Source organism: Microbacterium sp. SA39 (assembly GCF_000967865.1).
Classification (GTDB): Bacteria; Actinomycetota; Actinomycetes; order Actinomycetales; family Microbacteriaceae; genus Microbacterium.
Map to the genome: position 1 here is coordinate 1 of NZ_JXRU01000035.1, position 15,797 is coordinate 15,797.

The 15,797-nt window shown below is 65.0% G+C and carries 17 protein-coding genes; 1 reads left to right on the forward strand and 16 read right to left on the reverse strand.

What is annotated here, in order from left to right; all coding sequences use genetic code 11:
* From RS85_RS11155 to RS85_RS11220, 14 genes are all read right to left on the reverse strand, one after another.
* On the reverse strand, positions 1–903 hold a 903-nt coding region (locus RS85_RS11155; protein ID WP_235282414.1), incomplete at its 3' end, for a hypothetical protein.
* A gap of 171 nt (positions 904–1,074) precedes the next feature.
* Positions 1,075–1,890: an enoyl-CoA hydratase/isomerase family protein gene (locus RS85_RS11160; RefSeq protein ID WP_046013536.1), complete on the reverse strand. Its 816-nt coding sequence runs from the start codon at positions 1,888–1,890 to the stop codon at positions 1,075–1,077.
* A 46-nt stretch (positions 1,891–1,936) separates the two neighbouring features.
* Positions 1,937–2,428 carry an FBP domain-containing protein gene (locus RS85_RS11165; protein WP_046013537.1) on the reverse strand — a complete coding sequence of 164 codons (492 nt, stop codon included), beginning with the start codon at positions 2,426–2,428 and terminating at the stop codon, positions 1,937–1,939.
* A gap of 9 nt (positions 2,429–2,437) precedes the next feature.
* Positions 2,438–3,331 carry a bile acid:sodium symporter family protein gene (locus RS85_RS11170; RefSeq protein WP_046013538.1) on the reverse strand — a complete coding sequence of 298 codons (894 nt, stop codon included), beginning with the start codon at positions 3,329–3,331 and terminating at the stop codon, positions 2,438–2,440.
* 129 nt (positions 3,332–3,460) lie between these two features.
* Complete coding sequence (locus RS85_RS11175; protein WP_052703539.1) at positions 3,461–4,759, reverse strand: type IV secretory system conjugative DNA transfer family protein; 1,299 nt, start codon at positions 4,757–4,759, stop codon at positions 3,461–3,463.
* A complete protein-coding gene (locus tag RS85_RS19885; RefSeq protein WP_052703540.1) occupies positions 4,753–5,505 on the reverse strand; it encodes a hypothetical protein in 753 nt (250 codons plus the stop codon). The genes RS85_RS11175 and RS85_RS19885 overlap by 7 nt, the downstream gene beginning before the upstream one ends.
* Positions 5,502–6,107, reverse strand: a complete 606-nt coding sequence (locus RS85_RS11185) for a hypothetical protein (RefSeq protein WP_152642405.1) — start codon at positions 6,105–6,107, stop codon at positions 5,502–5,504. The genes RS85_RS19885 and RS85_RS11185 overlap by 4 nt, the downstream gene beginning before the upstream one ends.
* Positions 6,108–6,217: 110 nt before the next feature.
* Positions 6,218–6,982 carry a hypothetical protein gene (locus tag RS85_RS11190; RefSeq protein WP_152642406.1) on the reverse strand — a complete coding sequence of 255 codons (765 nt, stop codon included), beginning with the start codon at positions 6,980–6,982 and terminating at the stop codon, positions 6,218–6,220.
* Positions 6,983–7,032: 50 nt separating this feature from the next.
* The gene (locus RS85_RS11195; protein WP_046013541.1) at positions 7,033–8,916 is read right to left on the reverse strand and encodes a hypothetical protein; all 1,884 of its coding nucleotides are present in this window, start codon (positions 8,914–8,916) and stop codon (positions 7,033–7,035) included.
* Positions 8,917–9,375: 459 nt separating this feature from the next.
* A complete protein-coding gene (locus RS85_RS11200) occupies positions 9,376–9,720 on the reverse strand; it encodes a hypothetical protein (RefSeq protein ID WP_046013542.1) in 345 nt (114 codons plus the stop codon).
* 73 nt (positions 9,721–9,793) lie between these two features.
* Positions 9,794–10,219 (reverse strand): hypothetical protein, encoded by a 426-nt coding sequence (locus tag RS85_RS11205; protein WP_046013543.1) that lies wholly within the window; start codon positions 10,217–10,219, stop codon positions 9,794–9,796.
* On the reverse strand, positions 10,212–10,724 hold the full coding sequence (locus tag RS85_RS11210; RefSeq protein WP_046013544.1) for an ImmA/IrrE family metallo-endopeptidase: 513 nt from the start codon (positions 10,722–10,724) through the stop codon (positions 10,212–10,214). Before RS85_RS11210 ends, RS85_RS11205 begins: the two co-directional genes overlap by 8 nt.
* A 177-nt stretch (positions 10,725–10,901) precedes the next feature.
* Positions 10,902–11,405: a hypothetical protein gene (locus RS85_RS19025; protein ID WP_152642407.1), complete on the reverse strand. Its 504-nt coding sequence runs from the start codon at positions 11,403–11,405 to the stop codon at positions 10,902–10,904.
* 458 nt (positions 11,406–11,863) lie between these two features.
* A complete protein-coding gene (locus RS85_RS11220) occupies positions 11,864–12,568 on the reverse strand; it encodes a hypothetical protein (protein WP_152642408.1) in 705 nt (234 codons plus the stop codon).
* Positions 12,569–12,701: 133 nt separating this feature from the next.
* On the opposite strand from RS85_RS11220, the gene RS85_RS11225 reads away from it, so the two are divergent.
* A complete protein-coding gene (locus tag RS85_RS11225; RefSeq protein ID WP_046013546.1) occupies positions 12,702–13,721 on the forward strand; it encodes a ParA family protein in 1,020 nt (339 codons plus the stop codon).
* A gap of 138 nt (positions 13,722–13,859) precedes the next feature.
* Here RS85_RS11225 and RS85_RS19030 read toward each other — a convergent pair whose 3' ends face one another.
* Both RS85_RS19030 and RS85_RS11235 read right to left on the reverse strand, forming a co-directional pair.
* A complete protein-coding gene (locus RS85_RS19030; protein WP_052703543.1) occupies positions 13,860–14,507 on the reverse strand; it encodes a hypothetical protein in 648 nt (215 codons plus the stop codon).
* Positions 14,504–14,848, reverse strand: a complete 345-nt coding sequence (locus tag RS85_RS11235) for a hypothetical protein (RefSeq protein ID WP_046013547.1) — start codon at positions 14,846–14,848, stop codon at positions 14,504–14,506. The genes RS85_RS19030 and RS85_RS11235 overlap by 4 nt, the downstream gene beginning before the upstream one ends.
* Between the last annotated feature and the right edge of the window lie 949 nt (positions 14,849–15,797).

The window sequence follows — 15,797 nt, forward strand, 5'->3', positions numbered from 1 at the left end:
GGGCGGGGCGGGGTGCGGTTCTGCGATCGGCGCCTGTGGCACGAGCGGCACGTCGGGCACCTGCGGCACAGGCGGAGCGAACTGCGGCGGAGCCGACTGCGCGAACTGCGGCGGCGCAGGCTCGGGCGAGACCGGGAACGGCGCCGCGGGAACCTGTCCCAGCGCATGCTGCTGCGGCGCGACGCTCGGGTAGCCGGTGTAGTACGCGTTCCAGTCGGGAGAACCGTCGGGCAGCGGCGGGAGGGGAGTCACCCCGTCGGCATAGGTCGGCCACGTCGGCGCGGATGCCACCGCGCGTCCTCTCTGCTGCTGCGGCTTCTTGGGCGCGAAGAGCGCGTTCAGCAGAGGGATGAGCGTCGTGCCGACCGCGGCGAGGATCGTGAGAGCGACGACGATGCGCCAGTACAGCTCGCCGTAGTCGAAGCTGTTCGGGAAGGCGAGGAAGAAGATGAGCATGGCGACGAGGCCACCGAGGAAGACGAGCGTCGCGATGTAGATGATGCGTGTGAACGTCGTCACGTGTCGCTGCGCGGCCGGCGTGAAGAGTCGCACGTGCAGCAGGGCGAGCTGCAGGATGCCGATGACCAGCAGCAGCTGGAAGAAGCGCTCCGCTCCCGTGAAGTAGCCGTCTTCTTCAGGAAGCCAGATCTTCACCGCACCGACGAGAAGAGCGACGATCCAGGTCACCATGCTGGCGAGGGCGAGCCAGTCCGGCCTGTTCGGCGCGAGTCCCGCTTCGAGGATCGCGATGCCGGCGAAGGCGGCCAGGAGCAGGATCGTGAGGAACGCGCGGCCGATCAGACCGTCCTGATCCCCGATGAGCACCCAGACGACACAGACCAGAGCGGCGGCGATCAGGGCCCCGATCGCGATCCAGATGGCCCCCCTGATGAGCAGTGACATGTTCTTCTTGTCACCTTGCGTCTGTTGATGCGCGGTGATCTCCGGCTGAGACATGGCCATCCTCTCGTTGAGCGGCGATGCCCTCATCCTGCCACGCGGCGTGCCCGATGCCACGGCGGACGTCCGCCTTGTGCGATGTCCTCGTCAGAAACGGCATCTGTGCAGAGAGAGTCAGCCAGCCTTCTTCGCGGCCGCGCTCGCGGATGCCGCGGCGAAAGCGGCGACCCGCGCCTGGGCATCCGATGTCTCCAGCGCCGCCCCGATCGAGCGGGCTTCCTCGCTCAGCTGTTCCACGAACGAGCGCTCCGGCTGCGAGCGCACGAGGCGCTTGGCCTGGCCGTAGGCGTCTGCCGCGCCGGCCAGCCAGAAGCGAGCGATCTCCTCGCCACGGGCCCGCACGAGTGCAGCCTCCGCCGCAGCATCCTCGCCGTCGACCGCCTCCGCGACCAGCCCCCACTCGACGGCCTCCTGCGCGGTGAGCAGACGATCCTGCAGGACGAGCTGCAGCGCGCGGCGCTGCCCGACGGCGTGCGCGAGCTGCGCCGACACCGAGAGGTCGGGCGTGAGACCGATGTTCGCGTACAGGCTGCCGAGGCGCGATCGAGAACCCACGACGGCGTAGTCGCTGCACAGCAGGATGCCGAGTCCTCCCCCCGCGGTCGTCCCGTGTGCCGCGGCGACGACCGGCACGGCCGACTCGGTCAGCGAGCGGATGCCGGCGTTGATGACCTCGGCGAGCGCGGTGATGTCGGCACCCGATGACGCCCCCATCGTCGTGGCCATGTCGATGACGTCGCCACCCGCGCAGAAGGCTGGGCCTGCCGCGTCGATCAGGATCGCCTTCACGTCCGCCCGCGAGGTGGCCTCGGCGGTGGCATCCTTCCAGGCGTGGGCCAGATCGGCGTTGAACGCGTTGAGCCGCGCCGGACGGTTCAGCGTGAGCCGCGCCATCCCCTCTTCGACGGCGAACAGGATGGCATCGCTCATGGCTTCTCCTTCGAGCATGGGACGGGTGGGTCCAGCGTAACCGCGTTCAGTCGTGCTCCCACACGCGGGAGACGAACGCCTCCATCCGTCGACGCGTACCGTCGAGCCGGAAGTCGACCTGCCCCGGCGAGCGCACCTCGTTCGGAGCGAGCGGATGCGCGAGCCGCACGTTCTCATGGCAGGAGAGGTCGGCGCAGATGTAGGTGCCGAAGGAGTCTCCGCGGCGGCCTGCCTCGCCGGAGCGCCGGGCGGAGAGGAGCGCGACCTGATTGCCCGGCTGCATGGTGTGACAGATGCTGCACATGCCCGAGCGTCCGCGCCCGGGCTCGGACGCGCGCAGCACGACGCCGACGACGGTTCCCTCGTGCTGGATCAGCACATACCCGCGCTTGGCGGCACTCGGATCACGCCAGGCGAGGAAGTCGAGGTAGTCCCAGTCGACGAGCACGAAGTCGTGCGGCATCTCGAGAGTGCGCAGTTCGTCGTCGTCCGCGTTGACGAACGACGCCCGGACCTCGGCTTCGGTGAGCGCTCGCATCGCTCCAGTCTATGAACCCTCAGCCGTCTCGGCCGCCGACGGCTGATCCGCGACCGCCCGGTCACGGATCAGGAAACCGAACCCGAAGGCGATGAAGAACATCAGCACGCCGTAGACGGCTGCGGGAAGGCTCAGCTCGACCGAGCCCAGGATGGACTGCGCGATGACGATCGCGAGCGTGGCGTTGTGGACGCCGATCTCGAATGAGATGGCGACGGCCTGTCGCCGGCCGACGCGCAGCCACCGGGGGACGAAGAACCCAACGGTGAGACTGATCAGGCAGAACAGCATGGTGATCAGCGCGAGTTGGGTGAAGTTGGCGACGAGGAGCGCCCAGTTCGACGCTACGGAGCCGGCGATCACGACGACGAGGATGACGACGGAGGCGATGCGCACCGGCTTGTCCATACCGTCGGCGAACCTCGGCCGGTACCGGCGGATCAGCATGCCGAGCGCGACGGGGAGCAGCACGATCGCGAAGACCTCAAGCGCCTTCGACCACTGCAGCCCGAGACGGTCGTCGAACGGCTCGAAGTACGCGATGGCGAAGTTCGTGATGAGCGGCAGCGTGATCACGGCGATCACCGAGTTCACGGCCGTCAATGAAATGTTGAGGGCGATGTCACCACGGAACAGATGGCTGTACAGATTGGCGGTCGTGCCGCCGGGCGAGGCGGCGAGCATCATCATGCCGACCGCGAGGATCGGCGGCAGCTGGAAGGCGAGCACGAGACCGAAGCAGATCGCCGGCAGCAGCACCAGCTGGCAGAGCAGCGCGATGAGCACCGCCTTGGGCTGCTTCAGCACTCGCGCGAAGTCGGCGACGGTGAGGCTGAGCCCGAGTCCCAGCATGATGATGCCGAGGGCAACGGGCAGTCCGATGGTGGTCACCGCTGATCCCATGGGACTCAGTGTGGCGGATGCAGAGCCTCGGTATCACCCTCGTCAGCGCCGATCCCTCCTCCCGCCGTCACGAGATGATCGGGCATCGCGGACTCGCGAGCGCGCAACTGGGCTCGGTGAGCGTGTCGCCTACCGCCGGGCGAAGGCGAACCGCACCGGCGCGGTGTCCGGAGTCGCCGCCACGCACGTCCCCACCGGAAGCGCGGAGAGGTCCCAGTCTTCGACGACGTAGCCGTCGATGATCGACTCATTGAGGCCCTTGGAACGGACCGACGAATCGAAGCGGATGATCTTCTTGTTTCGGCCGTACCGGTCTCGGACGAAGTCGCGCGAGGGCCCATCGAAGAGGCGGAATGAGAAGACCGTCCCGAACGCGGACAAGACAGACATCGCCATCTGCGGGCCGTACATCGCCTCAACCTGCTTCACGTTCTGCGTCCCCACGATGAAACGCAGGCCGAGAGAACGCCCGAAGTTCAACCCATTGGTCAGGTGCGCGAGCTCCGGGAGCAACGCGAACTCATCCAGAACGAACAGCACGCGACCAACCGTTCGCGTGCGCGACATCGCCTCTTGCATCGCGATGTCGAGCATCGTCTTAAAGATCGGTCCGAGCGTGGAGCCTGCGGCGATGTCGTACTCCAGGAACAGCGCATGCCCACCCTTCTCCCGGAGGAACCGCCGGATGGAGAAGTCTCCCGAACGCCCGAAGCTCGAGCGGAAGGATTCCTGAATGACCTGCTGCATGAACGCAACCGTCGCACCGGTGGACGGCGACCCTTCGCGGGCGATGTACTGCTTCACCCCACGGAGATCTTCGTTCCCGGGTCGATCGAGAACCTCATGCATTTCCGCGACGGACATTCCAGCTATGCCCCCGCGGATGTCTGCATTCGTGCGGACGACCGACTCTCGAAGCATTGCCGTGAGCAGAGCGACGAACAGGTCCCGGGCGGCGCTGACGAAGTAGATGTTGTCGCCGGAGTTCTGCAGCAGATTCGCGAACAGTCCGCTGCTCACCTCGTAGATCTCATCTTCCACGTCTCGGCCGTCGGGGGCCGCGCCAAACTCCTCGAAGATGTTCCAGACGACGCTTTTCGCCTCGGGAGACTGCTGCACCGCGCCGACGACGACGTCGCCCGCTCGTCCGAACGCGTCGACGTAGTCACCTTTCGTATCGAAGAAGACCAGGACATCGTCCTGCCCGAGACCTGCGCGGATCGATTCGACGAGGGCGTGCATTCCGACAGACTTCCCGGTTCCGATACCGCCGAGGAACAGGATATGCCGGCTGAGAATGGCGTCCGTCAGTCCGACTGACGTCCCCGCGATTCCGCGCACTCCGAACTCGCACGGCAGCGGGCCGATATGACCGATCGCGTCTGCGAGGGATTGTCCCTCGATGACGTCCTGGATGACATTCACCATCCGCTGGGTCCGAATTCTTCGTCGGGGTCCGGCTCGGACTCGGGTTTTGGCTCGGACTCAAGCTGAGGCTCAGGCTCCAGCTCCAGCTCCGGCTCCGGCTCCGGCTCAAGCTCCGTCTCCGTCTCAGGCTCAGGCTCAGGCTCAGGCGCAAGCTCAGGCTCAGGCTCAGGCTCAGGCTCAGGCTCAGGCTCAGGCGCAAGCGCAAGCTCAGGCTCAGGCTCAGGCTCAGGCTCCGGCTCAGGCTCGAAATCCGATGACGGTTCTGCGGGAGTGGACCTCGCTTCGCTCGGCGGAGCGTCCGTTTCGGGTTCGGTCTCTTGCTCGCTCGCACTCACACCTTCCGGCGTGCTCTCGCCGGGTCGATCGGCTTCCGCAAAATCAGCCGGCTCTCCCGTCGACGAGGTCATATCAAGGACATACAGCTCCCCATGGTGCGGGCCGTCGTCGACGGGCTCCGGTCCCTGGCCCGAGTAGTCGGCATTCGTGGCGTCGACCGCGTCCAGGCTTTCCCGGCGTTTGTCCTGCGCTTCTTTCGTCCCCGTGGTTCCTCGGGAGATGTCACGCGCGAACTTGCTGAGGTCTGCGGCGGATGGAGTGCGAAGCGAGCTCGGCGCGACTGCCGTCTGCGCTGGATGGCTCAACGTCGGAGGGACCGACGCCGGGGCAGGCCCGGCGAAGCCCACCGTCACGCCGAGTTGGACCACCGCGGCCGCCTTCTGGAGCCGCTCGAACTTCCCTGCGGTCATGCTTGGCGCTCGAAGTGGCCGACGCCGACGTCGAAGAGCTCCCGGATGAGCAGCAGCGCCTCTTCCGCAAGCATCTCGTCGAAACTCTGGCCGCTATCCCGTTCGATGTCCTCCATGGCTGCGCGCTGCGCGCGGTCCGCCAACACGGTGGCACGCACGTCGACAGCCACTTCCTCGAGTGTGCGTTGCCCGTCGAGCAGCGGCAACATGCGAAAAGCGAGCTCAGAGACTTCGAACTCTCGCCCGTCCGCGTCAAGCACGTAGGAGCCGCTGCCTACCTGCTTGACAGTCACCGGAGCGACGCAGGTGACGACGACATCGAGATCCTGCAGACCTGGGTGCGCCGGGAGGAGCTTCACTAGCCCTTCGCCGGCGAAGTCCTTCAGCAACTGCGCGGACCCACCGTGCGCCTCAGGAACAACGACCGAAGGATTGAGGGCTTCGTAGAAGTCCCTGAACTCCGGCACTAATGACACGCCAACGGGCGCATCACCAGGAAACGCACCCACCGTGACGACCGCAGCGCCATTCTCGTAGGTGTCGAGTTTTCCGAGCGGTAGAACCCGGAACGGTGACGACAGCGCGGGTGGCTCAAAGGTCATAGTGGCCATTCTTGACTCCAAACTGCGGGATGCGCCAGCGTGAACACTGCGGCGACGGTGGCTGGCGCTGGGAAATACCTCGACCCGTCCCCCTTCTCGCCCTGCAGCGACTACCCGGCTGAGAGCGAACCGCGCGCCTGTGCGTCGAGGATGACGGCGCCCGCATCGAAGGCGATGACGTCGATGTTCGAGGAGCTCGCGTAGAGGAAGGCGTCTGCGGCGCGGAAGACGCCGAGAGCTCGCACCCCTCCCCAGGCGAGCAGTGCAATACCGACGAGCGGGCCGAAGAGCAGGATCAGGACGATCAATACGCCCGTCGTCACCCAGTCGCGATCAGCGGCTAAGGGGATGAACTCTTTGGGGCCGAGGACGCCGAGATACCCTCGTGGGCGAGCGAGCGCGACCACGACAAATGCACCGATGACGATCGATGCGATGGCCACGGTAGTCGAGATCGCCAGCACTGCCGGGGCGAGCCCGCCACCGGAAGAAGACTCGTACGCACCGAAACCGCTGGGGATGCTCGCGAATACGGAGGCCAGGAACGTCCCGAAGATACCGATGCAGATGGCGTTGAGGATGATGGCGACGGCGACCCCTGCACCCAACGCGTCGAGGCCGCGATGGCGTGATGCCTCGATGCCTTCGATCTTCTCGAGCTTGAACTCGCTCGACGTTGTCGATGAAGAGAAGACGTTCTTGCTCTCCGCGGCATAAACGACTCGCGAATCGGTCACGAACAAAAAGCTCACGAGCCTCCCCAACGGGCGAGAGACCGAGGCAATGGGATAACTGGCTATCACTCGCTCGCCCTCGATGAGGCGGAACGGGTAACTGGCCCCTCGCGTCGTGTCGTCTGCGTCGGGCAGCGGCACTGTCGCGTTGTGGTCCTCGGCGGAGGTCGCAGGTTCGAACATGGTGCTCCTTATTCAGAAATGACGAAGTTGATCAATCGAGTGCCGCGGACCGTACGCCGTGGCACATTCAAGTCCGTGAGCCGCGGGCGCTCTCCCGGCGATTGCGGTTGGGTTCGGAAGCCGAGCAGCGCTCCTGACGCGATCGATACGTGAGCTTGCGGCAGCGTGAAAAGCGACCCTCCCGGACGTATGGGCGCCGAGTACCGCACCGTGAACAATCCGGACCCGGGTACGGCCGCGGGCATTGCACTCGGCTGCCAGGCCACTGCAGAGACGGCCGGGCGGGAGTGACGAGCGATAAGCCGCTCGCGGTTGTTCACCAGCAGGAACACGCTGACGCCCAACGCGAGGAGGAGTGCCGCCATGCCTCCCATTCCCGCCGGGCTGAGTCCAGCAGCACGCACCTCGACAACTCCTCCGAACGGCGCGTCAGCGGACCCTCCGGCCAGCCACGAACCGAGAGGGAGCGAAAGCTGCACCGTTCCCGGTTCCTCGACAGCGTGAGCACCAGTGACGGCAGCCAATGAGGGGTTGAAGGTATAGGACCTGCTGCTCCAGAAGATATTCTCGCCCCCGCTCGGCACCACGGTGATGCCGCCGCTGCTGGCCCAGGCACTGTAGGCGGAATTGAACTCATCGAGAGTCTCGCCGGTGATATCGACGACGTACGTCGCCTCACCCCCAGCCTCCGACACGTTTATCGTTCCGACGTTCGCATCGGGCGCCAGCATTTCCTCGAATCCCTTTCCGACGAGGGCAGCCGCCTGAGAAGGAACACGGAAGGTCGTCCTGGCTGAAACGTCGCCGAACAAGCCGACTGTCACTTCCTGCGACGCCGACGTGAACGATGGCGTGTAGGACAGTTCAGCGATCTCGCCGCTGTCGGGGCGCATCGACAAGTTCGCCGGCGATACATCGGCGGACGCCGTGACGTCGTCGGTCAATGGCGGCGCTTCCACCGAACACACGTTCTCGCAACCGACAACGTTCGTGAGCGAGACGTCCAGCGAAGCGGGCGCCGCGGATGAGATGCGCGTGTCCAGCGCGAAGATCGACTCGTCTGCGTCCATGGCGATGCCGGTCGAGTCAGCGATCTCATCCGCTTCGCCCGCGAAGCTCAGCTCCCACGTGTCGGAAACTCGGCGCAACGTCGCCGCCTCCGGGGTATGGGCGGTGAAGTAATCGTCATACAGCCGCTCGTCAACGCCATCGGCACCGACGAACGTGATGGTGCGTCGGATGAGTTCGAACTCCGAGATGTCGGTCGCCATCGTCACGGCGTCGAACCCGTTGTCGTCGACGGCAGTCCCGACGATCGACCCGCTGGAGACATCGATTCCGACACCATCGAACGTTAACGCCGTGGTGCCGACCTCAGACATATTGTTGCGGTTCGACGGATCTACCACCCCGTCTTCCACCAGTCCGTCGAAAAGCCAACTCAACAACGCCTGAGAAGTGAAATTCTCCGCAATGGTCACCCCCGAAACGAGGGTCGAGTCCGCCACGTCGAACCCGATAGATGCGGTCGATCCGTCTCGGGAACCCAGGAGTCCGTAGACCACTTCTTTGTACTCGTCTGAGTCCACGAACGCCAGAGTGAGTGTCAGCATCAGAGAGCCGTCATCGAGGGTCGTGATGCCGCTATAGTCCATCGACTCAGGCAGATGCGCGCGGATCGAGGCATCCGCCCCCTCGGCTCCCCCGACCAGCTTGGCAGCGTCACTTGCGGGCAAGGTGAGTGTCATCGTTCGAGTCCCCGACCCATCACGGTTGATCACCATCGCGGTATCCAGAACCGCACCACACCCCACGAGCAGCATCGCTGCGGCAAGTCCGACAAGCGCGAAAAGCACCCTGAGCACGCGGGGCTTACCGACGTGCGCCTGCATAGATCCCCCCGGAGCAGCATGCGAAGTCACCCGACAGATATCGGCGACGCTGCCCACCATAGGGTCCCGAAACACCCCTCGCAATGCGGTAGTCCGAAAATGACAGCGGACATCCGCGTCGGCATCCGGACAGCGGCCCACAACGATCCTGAGTCGCTGGAAACATCAAGGCCCCTGAATCGGGGGCCTTCATGGTTGCTTCTCTGGTACCTGCGTAACTTCGCGATGTCCTGAGACATCACATGGTGGCGAGTGAGGGATTCGAACCCCCGAATGCGATGCAGTCTGATTTACAGTCACGATCCCACCATGACCGGCACTGTCCGGCAGTGCCCGCTGCTGCCCTTTCATCGTGAGAAAGAGCGGCAGCGAGGAACCGTTTGTCCCCCGCCGTCCGCGCGCATCCTGCGTCGTGTGCCCGCAGTGTGCCCGCTCGTCCTGGCAAGGCGGGATGCGATGTCAGTCGTCCCAGACCACGCGCGAACGGCGCGCTCGCAGTCCTGCCTCGATACCGCGGTTGGGATCACCGCGCTTGTTCAGCAACCAACCGTCCGGGACTCCGCAGGCCTGTGCGAACGCCCGGATGTCGAAGTTGGGATCGTCCTCTAGCAACGCCTGGCCAGCGACCCACATCACATTCACCAGCACGCGCTCTGTTTCCTCGGTGCTCAACGTCGGCGACTTCGTGCGGTCATAGCCGCGGTCATGCCGCGCCCCGTCTGAGCGGGTGTGGGCGTCCGACCAGTCCTGCGCTCTGATCTCGGCGGCGAGGAGCTGGGCGATGGTGCTGAGGGTCGTTCTCATAGTTGCCTCCTACGGGCGGTCAATCTCTTCCTCGCCCCTACGGCGAGGACCTCACCCTACACGGATGCAGAGATCAGAGAAAGAACAGGCGCATGATCGTCCCACCCGCCGCCGCAGCTACAAGCCCGGTGGTAACAACGGCGAGCACGGCGCGGGCGATGTAGTCCGAGTTGCGACATAGCTTGTAGAACTTTGGATGGGCCTCGATTAGTGCATCGACACGCTCCTGCTCCGTCGGATACACGTACCGCATGTGGGCGTGGTATACGAAAAGGTCCGTGAAGATGGTGGCTTTGAGCAGGCTGGCCAAGAACCGGATACCAGGAATCTGCTCCTCAAGCTTGGAGGACAGCTCCGGCGAAGGATCGGCCGGGCTCGATTCAAGCTCTGTACCCTGTTGCTTCGCACGGTCGAACTCGTCCGCCTCCGCAGGAGTCACAGGGTGCGCAGGCCCGTCGCTGAACTCAGCGCTCGCTGGCGCGCCGTCATCCTCAGGCAAGGCGCAGGTTGGCCAGACGGAAGTTCATCGCATCGAGCGACACATCAAACTGAGACGCCAGCGAGAGTGCGCTGGCACCAACCCGACGAGCGCGAGTGACCTCATCTTCTGGCATGAGCAGTTCAGCCGCGAACTGGTTCGCGAAAATTTCCTCGCTGTTAGTCCCGCAGGACGACAGCGAATCTCGCTTGTGGACGAACGGGGCCTCAGCGCGCGCGGGGTCATTCACGATTGCCGTGTAGTGACCAAGCTCGTGCGCCACCGTGAAACGTTGACGCTTGGGCGCATGCTCGGTGTTGACCAATATGTCGGTTCCGCCGTCAACGTGCGTCCTTGCAATCATTCCCGAGGTCGAGTTCGGCAGTGGGGACTGATAGACGTTGACGCCAAGGGACCGAGCAACCGCCACGGGGTCGATCGGATAGCGCGTCGGCGCACCGCCGAAGTACGCGCGCAGAGTGTCCCTTGCTGCTTGCCGGGGCGTAAGGGTATGACTAGCGTTCATCGTCCGGTCCTTCCCTGACAGGATCAACAGCGTCGGCGTTGCCTACGGCAGTCCATCGCCCCACGATTTCAGCCGTAACGCCAGTGTGACAGATGGTGCTATGTGTGTCTGGCGGCGCGCTCAAAGCCTAGTAGCCCCCTCCCCCACTGATTCGACCCCGTCTGTCCCGGTCCAGAGCTACTTGACAGAACCGCCCATCATGGCGGCTATCCATCTGTCTACGATTGGCAGCTCGCGATCGTCGCTGTCGTGGCGGACCAGCAGCAGGTGCTTGTCCATGACCACGCCGAACCCGACGAGGTAACGCTGCACGTCGGCCGCGGTTGGTTTCTCGATGGTGGCACGGTGTAGCACTCCATCCTTGTCCCAGTGCGTCAGCTCGTGCGGTGCATCCGTGAGGTTCAACAGATCATTGGCCTTGGACAGCGCGCGCTCGGCAATCCGCGCCCGCTCAGCCCGCAGATCGACCACCCGCGCTTGGGTAGCGGCAGCCGTCTGTGCGCGGTCGAACGTGATCGGCGGCACCGACTCGGCGCAGATACGACTGACTGTCCTTGCACTCACGCCGACATCGCGGGAGATCGCGTTACGTGCCATGCCACCGCGCGCCAGCTCGCGGATGCGTTCCCGAGTGCTCTCGTCCAGAGGTGTGCGACCACCCGCCCGGCTCTCGCCACTCACGAGAACACCACCGAACCAGCATGGCCGATCAGCTCGACACAAGGTTCCTCTGTACCCAGATCGAAGTGCTGGCCTAGCGGCACTGCATGACCGGTCGAAGTTCCGAGGTCGATAGGCACAGGGCGCTCCCTTCTTAGGGTGCCCGTGCGGTCGAGCGCGGGGCACGTTGATCATCGTGCGCCGCGGATCCCGCCGCCAGCTACCTCAACGATACGCCCCGGCAAGGCCAGCGCCGGGGCATTCGGGGGCGGATCGGCCCCGCCGCGTCTGACTTGGACTCAGTTACCAGGCCAGACACCCGCGAGATCAAGCGGCTTTCTGCTCGCGCGGGCACAGTGCGGGCACATTGCCCCGCATCTACTCGACTGATACGCGAGCGCGTTTGGGGAATGAACCGGGGCGCTCACCAGCGCACGCGAACGGTCACGACGAAGCTCAGGGCTGCTAACCACTGACCGCTACTGGATCGGCGCAGCGAAATAGGGAATGGCAGCCTGCTCCATAGCTCGCAGTTCGGCGCTGAACTCTGTCACGTAGCCGAACATCGTTCGCATCTCGGTCGTGAGGTTTGAATCCTTCTCGCGGAGCTTCGTATCGATCTGGCTCGTGACGTCGGTAGACCGGTCCATCTCAGCGCGGCAATGCTCAATCACGGAGCGAAGCGCTGGTTCCTCAATCCTGAGAAGGATGTCGGTGAACGCCATCTCCAGGCGCGAGTGGAGCGCTCTCAGCTCAGCGGATCGTTCTTCGGCTGCTTCGCCCCTCGCTTTCTCCGGCCGGTCGGTCAGCGAGTCGATGATCGCCGAGAGCTTCGAGTGCTGGAGCTTGAGCACCCATGCGTTGCCGGAATGAAGCAGCTCCACCATGAGTCCGCGCGACGCATCCCGTCGCGCCTCAGCGCGCTGTTCGCGCTCGCGATGCGCTGCGCGCCGATTCGCAACCGCTGCTCCGCCCAGAGCGCCGACGAGGGCCGCTGCGGGAGCTACGAGAACCTTGAGCGCTTCGATGACGAACGCGCCAATCGCTGCCCACGTTCCGGCATCCATTCCGTAATTTTGCGCCACGCGGAGACTTCCTCCGAGGAGGCTCGCGGGGAGCGACGCCGCTGGACAGCTCGGCGGCCGCTCCAACCCGCCGCTGAAATCCGACGCCTTCTCGTCCACGCGTTGGGCGATGAAGCGCGGACGCCCCGGACGCGACGGTACATAGCAGACGTGACGAACGTACACATCGTACGTACATGGTGTACAATGAATACATGACTAGCGTACAAGGAGTACGCGGATTGGATCAGAAATGGAAATCTACGGATTCTGGAACAACAAGGGCGGCACGGGCAAGACCAGCCTTAGCTTCCAGAGCATCGCAACCTACGCTCACGCCAACCCTGAACAGCGCGTCCTCGTGATCGATGTCTGCCCACAGGCGAACCTCTCGGAAATGCTCCTGGGTGGACTCGTCAACGACGGCAGCGGCAAGCTCCTCGAAATTCAGGGCGGACTGATTCGGGCGACTGTGGGCGGGTACTTCCAGCTCCGTCTGCCCTCACCATATGCAGTCCCTTCCTTCACCGCGCAAGACTTCATCACGAAGCCGTCCGCTTACAACAACGCGATCCCGGCGAACGTCTCGCTACTCGCAGGCGACCCGCTTCTGGAGCTGCAGAGCAACGCGATTTCGACCCTCGCGAACACCCAGATCCCGGGTACCAATGCGTGGGTCGCCGTCATCGACTGGCTCGCAGATTTCCTCAGTCAGGTCCAGGACGACTACGACATGGTGTTCATCGATGCGAACCCGAGCTTCTCGATCTACACGCAGATCGCACTGTCCACTGCTAGCCGTCTGATCCTGCCGGTCATGGCCGACGATTCGTCGCGACGCGCCATCCAGAACGCGTTCTCTCTCATCTACGGACTCAAGCTTCCCTCTGACATCTATCAGCGATACGCCTTCGCGACGCGCCTTCGAGAAGCCGGGCGCGAACTCCCGAAGGTGCACCTGATCGTGAAGAACCGGCTGACGCAGTACATGGGCCCTTCGTCCGCCTACGCGGGTGTCCTTCGATCAATCGACCGAGATGTGGATGCCCTGCTGGCCACGAACCCGGATATCTTCACCTTCTCGGCAGCCGCTGACGGGATGGTCAACATCCGCGACTTCCAGACCACGGGTGTCGTCGCGTTCGCACGGGGCTGCCCGTTCTACGCGCTCCGCTCGGGACGGCTGGAGGTTGAGGGTCAGCGCATTCAGGTGAACGAGGACTACCGCATCAACTGCGTCAACGCCATCAACGACCTCGTCGCCAAGCTCTGACGCGGTCAGGTGCGCCCGCCTGAATCGGCTTCGGCGGGCGCAGTCCTGGCGGCAGGCGGATCACGGCGTGTGCCGTGTCAGCAGAACGCCCGAGCCGAAGGACTCCCATCCCAGCTCGGGCGCTCGTTCAGGAGCCGACTACTCAGCCGGATGTGCCGCCTCGATGCGAGCGACCGCGGCCCAGTCCACAGCCACGTCGTTGGCCAGGGCGATGTCGTATCTCGGGCGGTCTGCACTGTGGAGCTGCGTGCGCGTCCGCAGGTCGGGATCGCGGTTCTCGATGGTCGAAGCGAGGGCGTCGCGCCAGGCGGTGCCCACCACCGTCTCTTGCTCGGCGGTGTGCGCCTCAATGGCGTCGGCAGCTCCAAGGCCGACGAGGCGGGAGAACAGCAGCTCCTCCAGCTCGCTCGCCTGCTCCGGCTCCGCGGCCGCGATGCCCTCCACGGCGTCGATGAGCGCAGCCACTCGGACCTCGCTGGCTTCCCCGGCGATCTGAGCGAACGTGAGGCCAGCGTTGCGTAGCTCGGTCACCTTCTCGCGCTCGCGGCCCTGCACGACCACGGCGTCCGCGGTGGTGGGAGTGCGTGCGGCCAAGACCTCGGCACGAGTAGCGACACCCTCCGGCAGGGTGGGCATCGCTCCGATGAGCTGCGCCTTAGCGGCGCGGATCATCTCGGCGCGGCGTCGGACGGTGCCCTGGGCGGACAGGTCCGGGTCGGTGAACGCGGGGGCGTCGCGCAGGGCGACTCTGGCGGCCTGGTAGGCCGCAGCGGGGGTGGTGGTCATGGTTCCTCCATAGGGTCGGTGGCCTGCTGGCCATGGTTCCGCGAACGCTTGTCGCGGTGGTCTTGGACGGGAGGCTCCGCTCCCGGGTGGTCGGTGTCTTGTTGGGTCAGCATCAGCAGCGGGCCGGGCACGTCCAGTTCCTCAGCCGGGTTCACCCCGACACGGGCGCGCGCATCCGGCCAGAGCGAGCCAGGGAATACAAAGCTTCGACCGAGGTTCAGCAGCGGGCACGGCACGATGCACGGCGTGCCCGCGGGGTCGAGCTGGGCGCGCCAAAGGATGTCGCTCAGGGCGGCGTCCAGAGCGTTCGCCTCACTGTCGGCTTGGCCGTCGATGGTCATGGCACCGCCTCCTCGGCGTCTCGGATGCAGCGGTCGCAGGGCAGCGGGTATCCGGGGTGATGGATGCACTCGGTACCCGGGAAGTAGCCGACTGCCGGCCTGAGAGCGCCGAGGGCGTCACAGGTGTCGCAGCGTGCCGGGAACGGCTCCCCGACGTGCTCAGCGCAGCGGCGGCTCATGCTGCACCGTCCCCGTACCGTTCGATGCACGAGTCGCCTCCCGCGCAGGTGCCATCTTCTAGCCACCTGTGGACGTGAGAGCGCTGGGGTTTGGGCCTCAGAGCTTGGGCGGCGTCCCATTCCTCGCGAGCGCGACGAGCACGGCCGCAAGGGTGGCACGGGTCATCGGTCCCGTTGGGGTGTCGGCTGCATGTTGAGGGCGGGGGCGCTCCTCCCCCACCATTTTGAGAACTTGAGCTAACCCCTAGTACCTGCCTGTCCTGCCTGTCCTGTGCAGTTCCCCGGGACACGGGCGAGACTGTCTCCGCGGACGGTCCCGGGGACAGGGCGTCAGCGTCAGCGCGTGACCGCTGCGCCCTTTTCTTCTCCCGCTCGCGACGCCGGACGTTCTCCAGAGCCTCCAGCTCGGATCGGCTCGTCTGCGTCTCGGCGTAGTCCGTGATGCGCCAACATCCTCGTTGGCAGTCCATAGCCCTGAGTCGATCAGCGCGTCCACGCTCGCCGGGTTAAGCTGCGGGACCAGCGGCAGGTCATCGCGTTCGATCATCCCGTCCGTCCGATTTGCGACGGCCCAGAGCGTGGCGACGACCCAGGAGCGAAACGCGGCATCGTTCAGTCGAGCAATTCGTCGGTCCATCAGGTAGCGCTCGGGAATGCGTGCGTCAGTCATCGCTCTCCCTCCCCGGGGGTCACGTTCGGGCGTTCTCGGGCGGCGTCGCGTGATGCTTGGACGCGGCGCTGCGCCTCTCGAAACTCAGCGAGCGCACCGC

Excerpts from the sequence above, each read along its gene's own strand:
- RS85_RS11235 (WP_046013547.1), bottom strand. The coding sequence starts at position 14,848 with ATGACCATCGACGGCCAAGCCGACAGTGAGGCGAACGCTCTGGACGCC.
- RS85_RS11185 (WP_152642405.1), bottom strand. The coding sequence starts at position 6,107 with ATGACCTTTGAGCCACCCGCGCTGTCGTCACCGTTCCGGGTTCTACCG.
- RS85_RS11195 (WP_046013541.1), bottom strand. The coding sequence starts at position 8,916 with ATGCAGGCGCACGTCGGTAAGCCCCGCGTGCTCAGGGTGCTTTTCGCG.
- RS85_RS11175 (WP_052703539.1), bottom strand. The coding sequence starts at position 4,759 with ATGGTGAATGTCATCCAGGACGTCATCGAGGGACAATCCCTCGCAGAC.
- RS85_RS11160 (WP_046013536.1), bottom strand. The coding sequence starts at position 1,890 with ATGAGCGATGCCATCCTGTTCGCCGTCGAAGAGGGGATGGCGCGGCTC.
- RS85_RS11200 (WP_046013542.1), bottom strand. The coding sequence starts at position 9,720 with ATGAGAACGACCCTCAGCACCATCGCCCAGCTCCTCGCCGCCGAGATC.
- RS85_RS11165 (WP_046013537.1), bottom strand. The coding sequence starts at position 2,428 with ATGCGAGCGCTCACCGAAGCCGAGGTCCGGGCGTCGTTCGTCAACGCG.
- RS85_RS19030 (WP_052703543.1), bottom strand. The coding sequence starts at position 14,507 with ATGACCACCACCCCCGCTGCGGCCTACCAGGCCGCCAGAGTCGCCCTG.
- RS85_RS11210 (WP_046013544.1), bottom strand. The coding sequence starts at position 10,724 with ATGAACGCTAGTCATACCCTTACGCCCCGGCAAGCAGCAAGGGACACT.
- RS85_RS11170 (WP_046013538.1), bottom strand. The coding sequence starts at position 3,331 with ATGGGATCAGCGGTGACCACCATCGGACTGCCCGTTGCCCTCGGCATC.
- RS85_RS19885 (WP_052703540.1), bottom strand. The coding sequence starts at position 5,505 with ATGACCGCAGGGAAGTTCGAGCGGCTCCAGAAGGCGGCCGCGGTGGTC.
- RS85_RS11225 (WP_046013546.1), top strand. The coding sequence starts at position 12,702 with ATGGAAATCTACGGATTCTGGAACAACAAGGGCGGCACGGGCAAGACC.